Source organism: Planosporangium spinosum, assembly GCF_049999945.1.
In the GTDB taxonomy this organism is placed as follows: Bacteria; Actinomycetota; Actinomycetes; order Mycobacteriales; family Micromonosporaceae; genus Planosporangium; species Planosporangium spinosum.
The window spans coordinates 123,008-137,927 of sequence record NZ_JBLYUB010000010.1 but is presented as its reverse complement, the minus strand read 5'-3'; the positions used below and the strand labels follow the sequence as shown (position 1 = coordinate 137,927).

At 73.0% G+C, this 14,920-nt stretch carries 12 protein-coding genes; 9 read left to right on the top strand and 3 right to left on the bottom strand.

The window, feature by feature from the left end:
• Window positions 1–184 precede the first annotated feature (184 nt).
• The 4 genes from ACNTMW_RS15880 (at window position 185) to ACNTMW_RS15865 (ending at window position 5,517) form a co-directional block, all read left to right on the top strand.
• A complete protein-coding gene (locus ACNTMW_RS15880) occupies window positions 185–2,434 on the top strand; it encodes a serine/threonine-protein kinase (RefSeq protein ID WP_426634345.1) in 2,250 nt (749 codons plus the stop codon).
• A 52-nt stretch (window positions 2,435–2,486) separates the two neighbouring features.
• Complete coding sequence (locus tag ACNTMW_RS15875; protein ID WP_426634344.1) at window positions 2,487–4,193, top strand: phospho-sugar mutase; 1,707 nt, start codon at window positions 2,487–2,489, stop codon at window positions 4,191–4,193.
• Complete coding sequence (locus tag ACNTMW_RS15870) at window positions 4,190–4,693, top strand: NUDIX hydrolase (protein WP_426634342.1); 504 nt, start codon at window positions 4,190–4,192, stop codon at window positions 4,691–4,693. Before ACNTMW_RS15875 ends, ACNTMW_RS15870 begins: the two co-directional genes overlap by 4 nt.
• 68 nt (window positions 4,694–4,761) lie before the next feature.
• A complete protein-coding gene (locus ACNTMW_RS15865; RefSeq protein WP_426634341.1) occupies window positions 4,762–5,517 on the top strand; it encodes a methylenetetrahydrofolate reductase in 756 nt (251 codons plus the stop codon).
• 35 nt (window positions 5,518–5,552) lie between these two features.
• Here ACNTMW_RS15865 and upp read toward each other — a convergent pair whose 3' ends face one another.
• Window positions 5,553–6,185, bottom strand: coding sequence for a uracil phosphoribosyltransferase (gene upp / locus ACNTMW_RS15860; RefSeq protein WP_426634340.1), 633 nt, complete (start codon window positions 6,183–6,185; stop codon window positions 5,553–5,555).
• 85 nt (window positions 6,186–6,270) lie between these two features.
• Here upp and deoC point away from each other — a divergent pair, with 85 nt between their 5' ends.
• The 5 genes from deoC (at window position 6,271) to ACNTMW_RS15835 (ending at window position 13,546) form a co-directional block, all read left to right on the top strand.
• The gene (gene deoC / locus ACNTMW_RS15855) at window positions 6,271–7,221 is read left to right on the top strand and encodes a deoxyribose-phosphate aldolase (RefSeq protein WP_426634339.1); all 951 of its coding nucleotides are present in this window, start codon (window positions 6,271–6,273) and stop codon (window positions 7,219–7,221) included.
• A gap of 5 nt (window positions 7,222–7,226) precedes the next feature.
• Window positions 7,227–8,684 carry an aldehyde dehydrogenase family protein gene (locus tag ACNTMW_RS15850; protein ID WP_426634338.1) on the top strand — a complete coding sequence of 486 codons (1,458 nt, stop codon included), beginning with the start codon at window positions 7,227–7,229 and terminating at the stop codon, window positions 8,682–8,684.
• Window positions 8,674–9,540: an aldehyde dehydrogenase family protein gene (locus ACNTMW_RS15845; protein ID WP_426634337.1), complete on the top strand. Its 867-nt coding sequence runs from the start codon at window positions 8,674–8,676 to the stop codon at window positions 9,538–9,540. Before ACNTMW_RS15850 ends, ACNTMW_RS15845 begins: the two co-directional genes overlap by 11 nt.
• 220 nt (window positions 9,541–9,760) lie before the next feature.
• Window positions 9,761–10,690: a DNA primase gene (locus tag ACNTMW_RS15840; RefSeq protein WP_426634336.1), complete on the top strand. Its 930-nt coding sequence runs from the start codon at window positions 9,761–9,763 to the stop codon at window positions 10,688–10,690.
• Window positions 10,691–10,933: 243 nt separating this feature from the next.
• Window positions 10,934–13,546, top strand: coding sequence for a transposase (locus ACNTMW_RS15835; protein WP_426634335.1), 2,613 nt, complete (start codon window positions 10,934–10,936; stop codon window positions 13,544–13,546).
• Window positions 13,547–13,926: 380 nt separating this feature from the next.
• Here the strand turns inward: ACNTMW_RS15835 and ACNTMW_RS15830 are convergent, their stop codons facing one another.
• Both ACNTMW_RS15830 and ACNTMW_RS15825 read right to left on the bottom strand, forming a co-directional pair.
• A complete protein-coding gene (locus ACNTMW_RS15830) occupies window positions 13,927–14,517 on the bottom strand; it encodes a GTP-binding protein (RefSeq protein ID WP_426634334.1) in 591 nt (196 codons plus the stop codon).
• Between the two features lies 1 nt (window position 14,518).
• Window positions 14,519–14,893: a DUF742 domain-containing protein gene (locus ACNTMW_RS15825; protein ID WP_426634333.1), complete on the bottom strand. Its 375-nt coding sequence runs from the start codon at window positions 14,891–14,893 to the stop codon at window positions 14,519–14,521.
• Between the last annotated feature and the right edge of the window lie 27 nt (window positions 14,894–14,920).

The window sequence follows — 14,920 nt, the reverse complement described above, 5'->3', positions numbered from 1 at the left end:
ATACCGCACAGTACCGGCCGGCGGGCGTGGCGGGCGGACGGTATCGTCGGCGATCGTGGATCCGGCTTCCCCTGCCGCCGTACCACCCGGCAAGATAGTGGAGTTGGCCGAACGATCTCATCCTCGCCAACGCTCATCGCACGGCCCCGATCTGACACCGACCCGGAACTACGGTTAGAAGCCAGTGACGACTCAGCTCCCGACGTGGCACGGCGACCCCCTGCCGCCATCCGGCTCCACGGCGTCCAGCAGCTCCCGGCACAGTCAAGACGCGGGCAGCGACAAGACGACCATCGACCTGCCAGCCAGTCGCGCCTCCGGCGACCGCCCGGCCAACCATGCGGCCCGCGCCTCCGGCGACCGCCCGGCCAACCATGCGGCCCGCGCGTCCGACGACCGCCCGGCCAACCACGCGTCCGAGCGCGCCTCCGACGACCGCCTCCACGGCCGCACCGAGCTGCGGCCGGAGCTCAGCCCCGACCGGCGCGCCGCAGCCGAGTTGTCCGGCGAGCTGCGGGGCGCGGCCGGCATCATGATCGGATCGAGGTACGCGCTGCGCACCGCGATCGGTCACGGCGGCATGGGTACCGTCTGGCGCGCCACCGACACCCTGCTGCGCCGCGACGTCGCGGTGAAGGAGGTCCTGCTGCCGGCCGGGATGGCCGCCAGCGACCGGGACGCGATGTACCAGCGCACCCTGCGCGAGGCGCGCGCCGCCGCCGCCCTGTCCCACCCGGCCGTGGTGCAGGTCTACGACGTGGTGACCGACGGCGGCCGGCCGTGGATCGTCATGGAGCTGCTGCAGGCCCGCAGCCTCGCCGAGATCATCGTCGAGGACGGTCCGCTGGCGCCGCGGGCCGTGGCGAAGATCGGCATCGCGCTGCTCGGCGCGCTCGAGATGGCGCACGCCGCGGGCGTCCTGCACCGTGACGTCAAGCCGGCCAACGTGCTCATCTGCAACGACGGCCGGTGCGTGCTCACCGACTTCGGCGTCGCGCGGATGCCGTCGGACAGTCAGCTCACCACGCCCGGCATGGTGCTGGGCTCGCCGCACTTCATCTCGCCGGAACGGGCGATCGGCGCGCCGTTCGGCCCGCCCAGCGACCTGTTCTCGCTCGGTGTCACGCTCTACACGGCGGTGGAGGGACGTCCACCGTTCGACAAGCCGGACCCGATCGAGACCATGCGCGCCGTCGTCGAGGAGCAGCCGGTGCCGTCGCTGCGCGCCGGTGCGCTGGACGGTGTGCTGACCGGACTGCTGGAGAAGGACCCGGCCCGCCGCTGGGACGTGCCCCGGGCCCGGGCGGTCCTGCGTGAGCTGCTGGCCGGCGCGCTGGCCAGCAACGCACCGTCGCACCACACCGACCCGTACGCGGTGGTGCGGCCGGCTCCGTACACGCCTCCGGTCGCTCCCGCGAGCACCAGCGGCCAGATCGGCGGGCGGGCCATGCTGGCGCCCGGCGAGAGCGTGAGCGGCGCGATCCGCCGGCGACAGGCGGTCACTCCCCGACCGCCGGCGCAGCGCTCGCCGGTCGAGCCGGAGGCCACGAACCCGGGCCTGCCGCTGGCCGAAACCGGCGCGTTCACGCCGCCGGACGCACCGGCGGCCACCCCGTCACGCCCCGACCCGGCGACGACGACCGCGTTCGCGCCGCGAACCGATCCGACGGAGTCGACCACCGCGTTCGTGCCACCGGCACCGGTCGGGAACGTCTACGGCGGGCGGGCCGGGTCCCGCCCGGCTGCCGGCGCCGGTTCGCCGGCCGCGCGAGGGACCGCGCTGCTCGCCGGCGCGTCGGCCGGGCTCCGGCAGGTCTCGGGCAAGGCCGCGGAGAAGTACCGGGAACTGCCGCCGAAGGGCCGGATGGCCGTGGTCGCCGGCGCGGTCGTCGGTGTCCTCGTGCTCGGCATCGTCGTCGGCACGACACTGTTCGGCGGGTCGCCGGAGTCCCGGCAGACCACCGAGGCCACCGTCGACCCCAACAAGCCGCTCTTCGCCGACGTGCAGACCTACACCGAGAAGGGCATCACCGTGAACGTGCCCAAGTCCTGGACGCCGTCCAGGACGGGCAGCTACATCGACTACACCGACCCGGCGGACAACGGCCGCAGGGCGCGCGTCAACGTGGAGAACGCCGGCACCCAGGATGCCCACCAGGTGGCCGTGACGGCGGGGCGCGGCCTGGAGAAGAACCCGAGCCGCTGCAAGGCGTACCAGGAGGTCGGCCTCAGGGACGTCCAGGCGGGCGGTCACCCGGCCGCGGAGCTGGAGTACACCTGCGGTGAAGGCACCGACATGCGCCACGGCATCTGGCGCTTCGTCGTCGCTGGTGGCAAGAGCTACAACTTCTTCGTCAGCGTCCCGGAGAGCAGGTTCGCCGCCAGTAAGATCATCTACGACGAGATGGTGCGCTCCTTCCGCCTCAGCGCGTGAACGGGCCGTGCTATCAACGGTGGATGACCCGGCTGGCGGAGGTTGAGGCGCGATGACCACCACGTGGGACACCGCCGGACTGGACACGGTGCGCCGTCAGGCGCTGGCGTGGCTGGCCGACGACCCCGACGAGGGCGACCGGGCCGAGCTGCGGGCCGTGCTCGACGCGCTGCCGGGCAGCGCCGCCGACCTGGCCGACCGGTTCGCCGGGCCGCTGCTGTTCGGCACGGCCGGGCTGCGCGGGCCGTTGCGGGCCGGCCCCAACGGCATGAACCTCGCCGTCGTCGTCACGGCCGCCGCGGGTCTGGTCCGCTGGCTCGACGCCCAGGGCGTGGCCGGACCGGTGGTCATCGGGTACGACGCCCGGCACCGCTCCGCCGAGTTCGCGCAGGCGACGGCCCGGGTCGTCACCGGCACCGGCCGGCGGGCGCTGGTCCTGCCCCGCCCCCTGCCCACCCCGGTGCTGGCCCACGCGGTGCGGGCGCTCGGCGCGGCCGCCGGCGTGATGGTGACCGCGAGCCACAACCCGCCCCAGGACAACGGGTACAAGGTGTACCTGGGCGCGGCGGCCGGCGGGCCGGGCGGTGACGGGGCACAGCTCGTACCACCCGCCGACGCCGGGATCGAGGCGGCCATCCGGGAGGTCGGGCCGGCCAACCGGGTGCCGTTCGGTGCCGCGGGCGAGACGCTGGGCGAGGAGATCGTCACCTCGTACCTGGACGGCGCGACCGCCGTCGTCCGCCACGACGTCCCGCGCGACCTCGTCGTCGCGTACACGCCGATGCACGGCGTCGGTGGACGGGTGCTCGCCGACGCGATGGTCGCGGCCGGCTTCGCCGCGCCGCTGGTCGTCGCCGAGCAGGCCGAGCCGGACCCGGACTTCCCGACCGTCGCGTTCCCCAACCCGGAGGAGCCCGGGGCGATGGACCGGGTCATCGCGCTGGCGCAGGCGCACGGTGCCGACCTCGCGATCGCCAACGACCCGGACGCCGACCGGTGCGCGGTCGCCGTCCCCGACCCGGCGGCGCCCGGCGGCTGGCGGATGCTGCGCGGCGACGAGGTCGGGGTGCTGCTCGCCGACCATCTGATGCGCCGCGGCGTCCGGGGCCGGTACGCCACCACGATCGTCTCGTCGACGCTGCTGGAGAAGCTGTGCGCGGCCCACGGCGCCCCGTACGGGGAGACGCTGACCGGGTTCAAGTGGATCGTGCGGGCCGGTGTGCCGGGCGTCCCCGGCCGCGCCACCGACGGCGAGGCGCCGCTGGTGTACGGCTACGAGGAGGCGCTCGGCTACTGCGTGGCGCCCGACCACGTCCGGGACAAGGACGGCATCAGTGCCGCGCTGACAGTGTGCGAACTGGCCGCCGGCCTCAAGGCCGAGGGGACGGGCCTGCGGGAGCGCCTCGACGAGCTGGCCGCCGCGTTCGGCGTGCACGCCACCGACCAGGTGTCGGTACGCGTCGCCGACCTGTCCGAGATCGCCGAGATGATGCGGGCCGTCCGGACCGACCCTCCGGCGTGGCTGCTCGGCCAGCCGGTGACCGGCGTGGACGACCTGCTGCCCGAGACGGACGCGCTGGTGCTGCGCACCGGGGCGGCCCGGGTCGTGGTGCGCCCGTCCGGCACCGAACCGAAACTCAAGGCGTACCTGGAAGTGGTGGAACCGACCACGGGCGGCGACGTGCCGGCGGCGCGCGAGCGCGCGTCGGCCGGGCTGGCGGCGCTGCGCGACGAGGTCCGCGCGGCGCTGGGCCGATGAAGGCGGTCGTCGCGACGCTCGGGTACGTGCTGTCGCCCGACGGTGCCCGGGTACTCATGATCCGGCGCGACGCGCGCCCGGACGACCTGCACTTAGGCAAGTACATCGGGCTGGGCGGCAAGCTGGAGCCCGACGAGGACCTGTACACCGGGATGCGCCGCGAGATCCGCGAGGAGGCCGGCATCGAGTGCGCCGCCCTGGATCTCGCCGGCACGGTGTCGTTCCCCGGATTCGGCCGCGACGGTGAACACTGGTTCGTCACGGTCTTCCGGATCACCGACTGGTCCGGCGAGCCGTCGACCCGCAACCCGGAGGGCACCCTGGTCTGGGTCGACGTGGCCGACCTGCTGGCCGGGGCGGTACCGCTGTGGGAGGGTGACCGGTGGTTCCTGCCGCTGGTCTTTCCCGACGCGTCGGCCGGCGCGCCGGTGCGGATGTTCCACGGCGTGATGCCGTACGCCGACGGCCGGCCGACCGGCTGGAGCTACAGCACGGCCTGACTTTCGGGGCGGGCCCCGGCGGAACGTTGTTCCCCCACCGCGCGCCGGCGGCGTGATCTCATCACGCCATGGGTTTCGAACTGGTCTGCGAAGTGGAGCCACCCACCCGGCCGGATCTGATGCACGTGCGCCATCAGATCCGCGTGCTGTCGAAGGTCGCGCACTCGTTCCTGATCCCCGACAACCACCTGGGCCGGGCCACCGTGTCCAGCATCGCCGTGGCCCACGAGGTCGCCGCGATGGGCGGACGCAGCATCGCCTGCCTCAACTCCCGCGACCGCAACCTGCTGGGGTTCCAGCGGGACATGCTGACCGCGGCGGCGTACGGGGTCGACCAGTTCCTGTTCGTGTACGGCGACAAGCCGGCCTCGGGCGACCGCACCGGCGAACTGACCGTGCGCACGATGATCGAGCAGGCGCGGGCCATGCCCCTGGGGCGTCCGGTACGGATCGGCGTGGCGGCCGGGCCGCGCCGACCGCCGGCCTGGAAACGGTCCGCCGACTTCGTCTTCGCGCAGGTCAGCTTCTCGGTCGAGGCGCTGCTGCGGTGGCGGGAGTCGGTGTCCCTGGACACGCCGGTCTACGCGGGCGTGATGGTGCTCGCCAGCCCCGCCATGGCGCAGCGGCTGTCGGCCACCATCCCGGACATCGACTTCCCGCCCGACCTGGTCGACGCGGTCGCCCGCGACCGCCAGGCCGGGGTCGACGCGGCATGCGAGCAGATCATCGCGCTGCGTGACAGCGGTGCCTTCGACGGCGTACACCTCGTGCCGGTCGCCCGCTACCGCGAGGTGGCCCTGCGGCTGGAGGGCGAACTGGGCTGACCGTGACCGTCGCGGCCCTGGCGATCGTGAAAAGGTCAGAACCTCGGCATGCCGCCGAACTGGCGGTCACCGGCGTCGCCGAGGCCCGGCACGATGAACTTCTTGTCGTTGAGCCCCTCGTCGATCGAGGCGGTGACCACCCGCAGCGGCAGGCCCGAGCGCTCCAGCCGCGCCAGCCCGACCGGGGCGGCCAGCACGCACAGCACGATGATCTCGGTGCAGCCGCGGTCGGCGAGCAGCCGGCAGCAGTGTTCCAGCGAGCCACCGGTGGCGAGCATCGGGTCCAGGACCATGACCGGGATGCCGGTCAGATCGGCCGGCAGCGACTCCATGTACGCCCGCGGCTCGAACGTCTCCTCGTCGCGGGCCAGGCCCACGAAGCCCATCGACGACTCCGGCAGCAGCGACAGGGCGGCGTCGGCCATGCCCAGGCCGGCGCGCAGGACCGGCACCAGCAGCGGCGGGTTGGCCAGCCGGGTCCCGTCGGTCGTCGTCACCGGCGTCTGGACGGAGTACGTCTCGACCGGGTGGTCACGGGTCGCCTCGTACACGAGCATCGTGGTCAGCTCGTGCAGCGCGGCGCGGAAGGCGCCCGGCTCGGTGCGCGCGTCGCGCATCGCGGTCAGGCGCGACTTGGCCAGCGGATGGTCAACCACTAGTACGTCCACGGCGAGCAACCTAGCGCGACCCGGTGGGTGACCTGCGCGCGCCCGTCCATGATCGATTGACCGGTCGGTGCGTACACTGGCCGCCATGACGGCAACGCCTGTGTCGGGCCTCGAAGAGGTGGCCCGGTCGAACGCGGCTCTGCGCGCGTTCCTGCACGGCCTCCCCGGCGTCGATCAGGTGGGTGCCGACCAGCGTGCGGCGATGCTCGGCACCCGCTCGATCAAGACGACCTCGAAGGCGTGGGCGCTCGACCTCGCCATCCGCATGGTGGACCTGACCACACTGGAGGGCGCGGACACCCCGGGCAAGGTGCGGGCACTGTGCGCCAAGGCGCGCCGCCCCGACCCGGCGGACCCGTCCTGCCCGTCGGCGGCCGCCATCTGCGTGTACCCGGCGATGGTCGGAGTCGCCGCGTCCGCCCTCGACGGCTCCGGGGTGCATCTGGCCAGCGTGGCGACGGCCTTCCCGTCCGGCCAGGCGCCGCTTCAGGTCAAGCTCGCCGACACCGGGGCCGCCGTGGCCGCGGGCGCCGACGAGATCGACATGGTGATCAACCGGGGCGCGTTCCTGTCCGGCCGGTACCTGGAGGTCTTCGAGGAGATCGTCGCGGTCAAGCAGGCCTGCGGCAGCGCACATCTCAAGGTCATCCTGGAGACCGGTGAGCTGGCGACCTACGACAACGTCCGCCGGGCGTCCTGGCTGGCGATGATCGCGGGCGCCGACTTCATCAAGACCTCCACCGGCAAGGTCTCGCCGGCCGCGACGCCACCGGTCACGCTGGTGATGCTGGAGGCGGTCCGCGACTTCCGGGCGGCCACCGGCCGCCAGGTCGGGGTCAAGCCGGCCGGCGGCATCCGGACCGCCAAGGACGCGATCAAGTACCTCGTGCTGGTCAACGAAACGGCGGGCGCGGACTGGCTGGACCCGGACTGGTTCCGCTTCGGCGCCTCCAGCCTGCTCAACGACCTGCTGATGCAGCGCACCAAGATGAGCTCCGGCCGCTACTCCGGCCCCAACTACGTCACGCTGGACTGAGGCCCATGGTTTTCGAGTACGCGCCGGCACCGGAGTCCCGCACGGTCGTGGACATCCGCGAGTCGTACGGGCTGTTCATCGACGGCGAGTTCGTCGACGGCTCGGGCGGCCGGATCAAGACGGTCAACCCGGCGACCGAAGAAGTGCTCTCGGAGGTCGTCGAGGCCGACGCGGCGGACGTCGACCGGGCGGTGCGCGCCGCCCGGTCGGCGTTCGAGCGGGTCTGGGGCCCGATGCCGGGCCGGGAGCGGGCCAAGTACCTGTACCGCATCGCCCGCATCGTCCAGGAGCGCGCCCGCGAGTTGGCCGTCCTGGAATCGATCGACAACGGCAAGCCGATCCGGGAGTCGCGCGACGTCGACGTGCCGCTGGTCGCCGCGCACTTCTTCTACTACGCGGGCTGGGCCGACAAGCTGGAGTACGCGGTCGTCGGCCGGAGGCCGAGCGGCGAGCCCGGCGGGCCGAACCCGAAGCCGCTCGGCGTCGCCGGTCAGGTCATCCCCTGGAACTTCCCGCTGCTCATGCTCGCCTGGAAGATCGCACCGGCGCTCGCCTGCGGCAACACGGTCGTCCTCAAGCCGGCCGAGACCACGCCGCTGACCGCCCTGGCCTTCGCCGAGATCTGCCAGCAGGCCGAGCTGCCGCCCGGCGTGGTCAACATCGTGACCGGCGCCGGCGAGACGGGCCGGGCGCTGGTCGAGCACCCGGGCGTGGACAAGGTCGCCTTCACCGGCTCGACCGAGGTGGGCAAGCAGATCGCCCGATCGGTCGCCGGCACGGCGAAGCGGGTGACGTTGGAGCTCGGCGGCAAGGCCGCCAACATCGTCTTCGACGACGCACCCGTCGACCAGGCGGTCGAGGGCATCGTCAACGGCATCTTCTTCAACCAGGGGCACGTCTGCTGCGCCGGCTCCCGCCTGCTGGTCCAGGAGTCGATCGCCGACGAGCTGCTGTCGGCGCTGCGGCGCCGGATGGCCCGGCTGCGGGTGGGCGACCCGCTGGACAAGAACACCGACGTCGGCGCGATCAACTCCGCCGCCCAGCTGGCGCGCATCCGGCAACTGTCGCAGGCCGGCGAGGACGAGGGCGCCGAGCGCTGGTCCGCACCGTGCGACCTGCCCGAGCGTGGCTTCTGGTTCGCCCCGACCATCTTCACCGGTGTCTCGCAGGCCCACCGCATCGCCCGGGAGGAGATCTTTGGCCCGGTGCTGTCGGTGCTGACCTTCCGCACCCCGGCGGAGGCGGTCGAGAAGGCCAACAACACGCCGTACGGGCTGTCGGCCGGGATCTGGACCGAGAAGGGTTCGCGGATCCTGTCGATCGCCGACAAGCTGCGCGCCGGCGTGGTCTGGGCCAACACGTTCAACAAGTTCGACCCCACCTCGCCGTTCGGCGGTTACAAGGAGTCCGGGTACGGCCGGGAGGGCGGCCGCCACGGTCTGGAGGCCTACCTTGAGCACTGACCGACTGGCGGTCCGCAAGACGTACAAGCTGTTCATCGGCGGGGCGTTCCCCCGCAGCGAATCCGGGCGCTCGTACCCGGTGCGGTCGGCATCCGGAGACTTCATGGCCAACGCGGCGCTCGCCTCCCGTAAGGATGCCCGGGACGCCGTCGTGGCCGCCCGCGCGGCGTTCGGTAGGTGGTCGGCGGCCACGGCGTACAACCGGGGCCAGATCCTCTACCGGGTCGCCGAGATGCTGGAGGGCCGGCGGGCGCAGTTCGTCGCCGAGGTCGCGGCCGCCTCCGGTGCCTCCGGCGCGGAGGCGGAGGTGGACGCCGCGATCGACCGGTGGGTCTGGTACGCGGGCTGGGCTGACAAGATCGCCCAGGTGCACGGCTCGGCCAACCCGGTCGCCGGCCCCTACTTCAACCTCTCCACGCCGGAGCCGACCGGCGTGGTGGCGATCGTCGCACCGGCCGCCCCGGCGCTGGTGGGCCTGGTGAGCGTGGTCGCGCCCGCCATCGTGACGGGCAACACCGTGGTCGTCGTGGCCAGTGAGGACCGGCCACTGCCGGCCGTCACGCTCGCCGAGGTGCTCGCGACCTCCGATCTGCCCGGCGGCGTGGTCAACGTGCTCACCGGGCGGGTCGCCGAGATCGCCCCGTGGCTGGCCAGCCACATGGACGTCGATGCCATCGACCTGGCCGGACTGTCCGGTTCCCCGCTGGCGACCGAGCTGGAGATCGCCGCGGCGGACAACCTCAAACGGGTCCTCCGACCTGCGCGAACGGCTCCGGACTGGACGGCGGACCCGGGCGTCGACCGGATGCTCGCATTTATGGAGACGAAAACGGTCTGGCACCCCAAGGGGTTGTAGACCGCGGTTCAATCTCCCCACGGGGGGTAACCGCACAGACAGTGCGGTACGACTAGGGTGTCTGTGCGCGAGACTGACCGTCGCGATGGTCGCGTCGGTCGGCGCACCGGACTGCGATACGGAGGTCGCCGTGGCCCGCCAGCCGTCGGGAACAGGAAGCGCCGAAGACTCGTCGGAGGAGCTGGACTCCGGCACCGACGCTTTCACCGAGGATGACCCGATGGACGACGAAACCGAGCACGTCGAACCGTCGTCCGCCAGCCGTTCAGCGGCGACGGACGCGCTGTGGACCGATGTCCGGGTACAGCCGGTCGAGATCGCCCTGCCGGCCGGCGTCGGCTACACGCTGCGCGCCTACCGGCTGTCGACCGAGGTCCATGAACCGGAGATCGGCGACCGCGACGAGGACTTCCCCGAGACCCGGCCGGCGACCGCCCGGCTGGACGACGAGGACGACGAGCTTCCCGCGATCGACGAGCACGAGCTGACCGCGCAGGCTCTTGCCGCCGGTCGGCACCGGGAGGACGGCGACACCGGCGACGACGGGGAGACCGACCGCACCGCCGGCGCGCGCGACGACGCCGACGCCACCGACGGCGAGGAGGCCGAGGCCGAGGAGACCGACGCCGAGGCGGCGGAGGCGGCGGAGGCCGAGGAGCCCGAGGACGTTCCGGTCTTCCTGGCCGAGAACGGCAAGCTGCTGCTGTTCCGCAGCGCGGAGGGGCTCGTGGAGTACGTCCGCGGCGCCACCGACCACGAACTGACGCAGCTCGACACCTGGGACGAGGTCCGCGACCGGATCGAGCCGGAGGACATCGTCCCGCTCGACGAGGACCGCTACGAGCTCGACCTGGTGGTGGAGAACCTGCGTGGCGGCCACGACGCGTGGGACCCGGCGCTGATCATCCAGGCCGGCGAGCTGGCCCGGGACGTCGCGTACGCACTCCGGCTACACCCGGTGATGACGGCGCTCGCCCCGGGGTCGCCGCTCGACGACCTGGACGAAGGGCTCCGTACGGTCGAAGCGGGTGGCTTCGGTGCGTTCTTCGCACGTCGCCGACTTCGCAAGATTGACCCACAAACTACCGCGGCTTTGAGCTGGCGAACCGTGATCGGCAAGATCTCTGCCGTCGTGGACTGGCGCAACTGACCACTGACCAGGGAGCATCATCCCGATGAGCGGCGCGGGAACGTGTGGCGTGATGGACTGGTCCGACCGGCCATACCGTCGCGACGTACGGCCCGGAGATGGTCTATCGCCGTCATCGGACGGGTATCTGAATAGTTAAGCCGTCGAGGCCGGCCTCGGCGGCGGTACCGGGTGGGATCCAGGGACAGGTCCCCCCGTGCGTTCCATGCTCCTTCAGCACTGTCCCGAGAGGAGGACGACGCGGTGGCGCTCGTACGGGTGTACTGCGGTCTGGCATCGGCCGACCTGAACGCCGTACCACCGGGTAGCGAGACCTGGCTCACCGTCGCCGTTGTCGACGACTCCGGTCGCCTCCTGGACATCTGCGACATCAGCGACGACGCGTCCGGCTTCGCGGAACTGGGCGCCCTGCTCGCGGAGCGCTCCAACGGCCTCGAGTCGGTCGCGGTCGCCACGGACAGCGACGAGCACATCGTCGCCCGGCTGCTCATCGCCGCCGGCCGGTACCTCGCCTACACCGACGAGGACTCGGCCGAGGACTACGCCGAGCGCTTCAGCGACGCCGAGTCCGCCGACGAGATGCAGTCCAGCCCCGCCGAGCGGCGCGCGATCGGCCTGGCGCGGGCGCTCCAGGCGGGCGTCCTGTCCGCCGTCGCCCAGCCGACCCCGCGCGACCTGATCGGGCTGAAGCCCGTCCTGGCCGCACACGCCGCCGTCACCACCGGACGGCAGGGCGCCGCCGCGACGCTGCGCGAGGTGCTCCGCGAGCTGTACCCGGCCGCGCTCCGGGCGTTCCCGGATCCCGCCGAGCCGATCCCGCTGGCCATCCTCGACGCCCTGCCCGAGCCGGGCCCGCTGGGCACCGGCACGAACGGGCGCGGGCGTGACGCCCAGGCGATCGCCGAACTCACCGACGCGGGCGTCTCCGACTCCGCCACCCTGACCGAAGCCGTCACCTCGCTGCGCGTGGCCATCGCCGAGACGCCCCGCCGCACCGGCATGAACCGCTCGGTCACCAGCGCCGTCGCCGAGACCGTGCGCCAGTCGGTGGCCGCCGTCCGCGCCTGCGACGCGGCGGCCGACGCGCTGGTGTCGGTGCTGTCCGCCCGGATGCCCGGCGCCGGCGCGACGACGACGCCGGCCATCCGGCCCCGCACCAGCGTCGCGACCGTACCGGGAACGGAGACGTACCCGGGCCCCGCCGCCGCGGAGGAGTCGGCGCGCCCGGCGGCCCGCCGCACCCGGTCGGCGTCGGTGCGCCCGCGCTCCGCGCCGCCCGCGGGGATCCAGCCGCGCTCCGGCCCACCGGCGGTCCAGCCGCAGTCCGCTCCGCCGGCCACCCCGGCCGCCGCCACGACGGCGACCACGTCCCCGGCCGCGCCCGCCGGTAGCCACCGTGCCGGCACCGGCGACGTGCCCGCGGAGAGCCAGGCGGCGCCGCGTACCCGCGCCGCGCGCCGCGCTGCCGAGAAGCAGGCAGCCGAGCAGCAGGCCACGCACCAGCCGACGCCGGTATCGGGCCCGGCCCCCACGCCGGTCCCGGTCAGCACCCCGGCCCCCGCGCCGACCCCGGTACAGGCGCCCCCGGCGTCGCTTCCGGTGCCGCCGCCGGCTTCGATCCCGACCCCGATCAACCCGGCCGCCCACACCCAGCCCGAGCCGGCCGCTGCACGGCCGCAGCAGGTCGCGCCGGTCCCGCCGGGCCTGAAGCCGGCCTACACCACCGGCCCGGTGTCCGCGCCGTTCGGTGACCAGCGCGGTGCGGGCGGTGCCGAGTCGCCGACGACCAGCTTCACGCTGGCGCCCGGAACCGTCCCGACCGGTCCGGCCGCCGACGTGCCACCGTCCGGTCCCCCCGCGAGCTGGCCGTTGCGCGGTGACGCGCCCGCGGAGCCCGCCCACAGCGCGGAGCGGTACCGGCAGCCCGTGGAGCCGCGGGTGGAGAGCCGGCGGACGACGGAGGGCCGTCAGGACCTCGCTCCCGGCGAGATGCCTCGCCTGGACTTCTCCCGGTCGCTGGACCTTCCGCCGGCCGCCGAGGCGCCGCGGGTCGACCTACCGCTCCAGCCCGAACGGCGGGTCGTACCGCCCTGGCAGTCCGATGACCTGCCGGCCGAGCCGCCGGCCCTGCGCCTGGTCGAGCCGGCACCGATGACCGACCCGGCGCTCACCAGCGAGCCGCCGCAGTACCGCGAACCGTTCGCGGCCGACCTCCGCCTGGAGCCGCCCGCCCTCCGGCTCGTGGAGCCCAGCAACGGCGCGAACGGCGGCCTCGGCAACGGCGGCGGCCTGAACGGCAGCGGCCCCACGAACGACACCACGCCCAACCGCGGCGGCCTGTCCGGTGCCGGCAGCGACGCCGAGCAGTCCGGCCGCCGGTCCGCCGCGCGCAAGCCGAGCGCCGAGCCGGCCCAGCCCCCCACCAAGGACGAAGCCGACGGCGACCTGCTGATTTTCGCGGAAGCGCGGTCGGCGTGGTTCACCGACCACTTCGGGGAGGACGAGATCAAGCTCGACTTCGCCAGCCCCTCCGACGAGGGCTGGCGCGCCGCATCACACGCCGCGGAACCGGCCGTGGGCACCGAGACCGAGTCCGGACTGCCCCGCCGGGTGCCGCAGCAGAACCTCGTACCGGGCTCCCCCGTCGCGGCGCCGGAGCGTCCGCTGCGGGTCGTCCGCGACCCGGCCGCCATCGCCGCCCACACCTCCGGGTACTTCCGGGGTTGGCGGCGCGGCCAGGAGGTCGGCGGCTACCGGGTCGGTGGCCGGCCCGGACGGGAGTCCTCGGGCGGCTGGGACTTCAGCCGCGACCAGGGCGACGACCGCGACTACGAGTACCGCTCTGCCCGCCGCTGACCCCGACTGTCCGGCGCCCATCGTCCACGATCGTGACGGTGGGCGCCGTTTCCACCATGGACGGTGGGTTGACGTCGACACGATGGACGGTGGGTACCGTCGGGCGGGTGACGTCGGGTCGCGGTAGATGTGCACCCGTCGCCGTCCGACTGGCCGTACCCGAGACGGTACCGCCGCCGCGTGACGGCCATCTTCAACGGCACGGGACGGCCCGGTTGCCCCTTCCCCTGGTTTCCCCTAGCGCACGGCGCCTGGCCGGCGTCACGGGGCCGTAGGGGGCACGGAAACACGCGGTACGGCGTGCGGCGCCGGACACAAGTGATCCGGCCCCGTTCACCGAAGCGGACGGGACCGGATTCCTCCGAGGAGACGGGCGCGGATCAGGCCGGGGTGGGCGTGCGGGAGCGCCGCATGGTCAGGACGTACTCGACCAGCGAGATCAGTACCTGCTTGGTCGACTCACGAGTCCGGGCGTCACACGACACCACCGGCACGTCCGACGAGATCGCCAGCGCCTCGCGCACGTCGTCGGCGTTGTGGTACTGCACGCCGTCGAAGCAGTTGATGGCGATCAGGTACGGCAGCCGCCGGTGCTCGAAGAAGTCGATGGCGGCGAAGCAGTCGGCGAGCCGACGGGTGTCGACCAGCACGACCGCACCGATCGCTCCACGCACCAGTTCGTCCCACATGAACCAGAACCGCGTCTGGCCCGGCGTGCCGAACAGGTACAGGATCAGATCCCGGTCGATGGTGATCCGACCGAAGTCCATCGCCACCGTGGTCGTCGTCTTACCAGGCACCTGCCGGGTGTCGTCGACGCCCACGCCGGCCGACGTCATGATCGCCTCGGTGGTCAGTGGCGTGATCTCCGAGACCGAGCCCACCAGCGTGGTCTTGCCCACGCCGAAGCCACCGGCGATGACAATCTTCGCTGACGTGACCCGCCCGGACGACGAGCGGTGCGGCGTCATGTCAGAGCCTCCGAAGTCCACTCAGCACCCTTTCCAGCAGTTCTGTGCCCACCGCGTCGTTGTCGTCGAACGAGGTCGGCTCGTACACGGCGACTAACCCATCCGCCGCCATGTCCGCGATGAGAACCCGCGCCACGCCGAGCGGTAACTGCATCCGCGCGGCGATCTCCGCGAGCGACTGCAGCCGACCATCGCACAAGGTGGCAATGTACTGCTGCTCCTGCCCGTGTGCGCTACCCCGGCCCCCGGCGGAACGGCCCCGCACGGTGGTCTCGATCAGCGCCTCGATCGCAATCTCCAGCCTCGGCCGGGTGCGCCCACGGGTGACGGCGTAGGGCCTCACCAGGGCACCGCTCGGCTCGTCACGTTCGGCCATTGTCGCCGTTCACCTCCTCACTCCTCG

Excerpts from the sequence above, each read along its gene's own strand:
- ACNTMW_RS15830 (WP_426634334.1), bottom strand. The coding sequence starts at position 14,517 with ATGACGCCGCACCGCTCGTCGTCCGGGCGGGTCACGTCAGCGAAGATT.
- ACNTMW_RS15840 (WP_426634336.1), top strand. The coding sequence starts at position 9,761 with ATGGACGACGAAACCGAGCACGTCGAACCGTCGTCCGCCAGCCGTTCA.
- ACNTMW_RS15870 (WP_426634342.1), top strand. The coding sequence starts at position 4,190 with ATGAAGGCGGTCGTCGCGACGCTCGGGTACGTGCTGTCGCCCGACGGT.
- ACNTMW_RS15865 (WP_426634341.1), top strand. The coding sequence starts at position 4,762 with ATGGGTTTCGAACTGGTCTGCGAAGTGGAGCCACCCACCCGGCCGGAT.
- deoC (WP_426634339.1), top strand. The coding sequence starts at position 6,271 with ATGACGGCAACGCCTGTGTCGGGCCTCGAAGAGGTGGCCCGGTCGAAC.
- ACNTMW_RS15825 (WP_426634333.1), bottom strand. The coding sequence starts at position 14,893 with ATGGCCGAACGTGACGAGCCGAGCGGTGCCCTGGTGAGGCCCTACGCC.
- ACNTMW_RS15875 (WP_426634344.1), top strand. The coding sequence starts at position 2,487 with ATGACCACCACGTGGGACACCGCCGGACTGGACACGGTGCGCCGTCAG.
- ACNTMW_RS15850 (WP_426634338.1), top strand. The coding sequence starts at position 7,227 with ATGGTTTTCGAGTACGCGCCGGCACCGGAGTCCCGCACGGTCGTGGAC.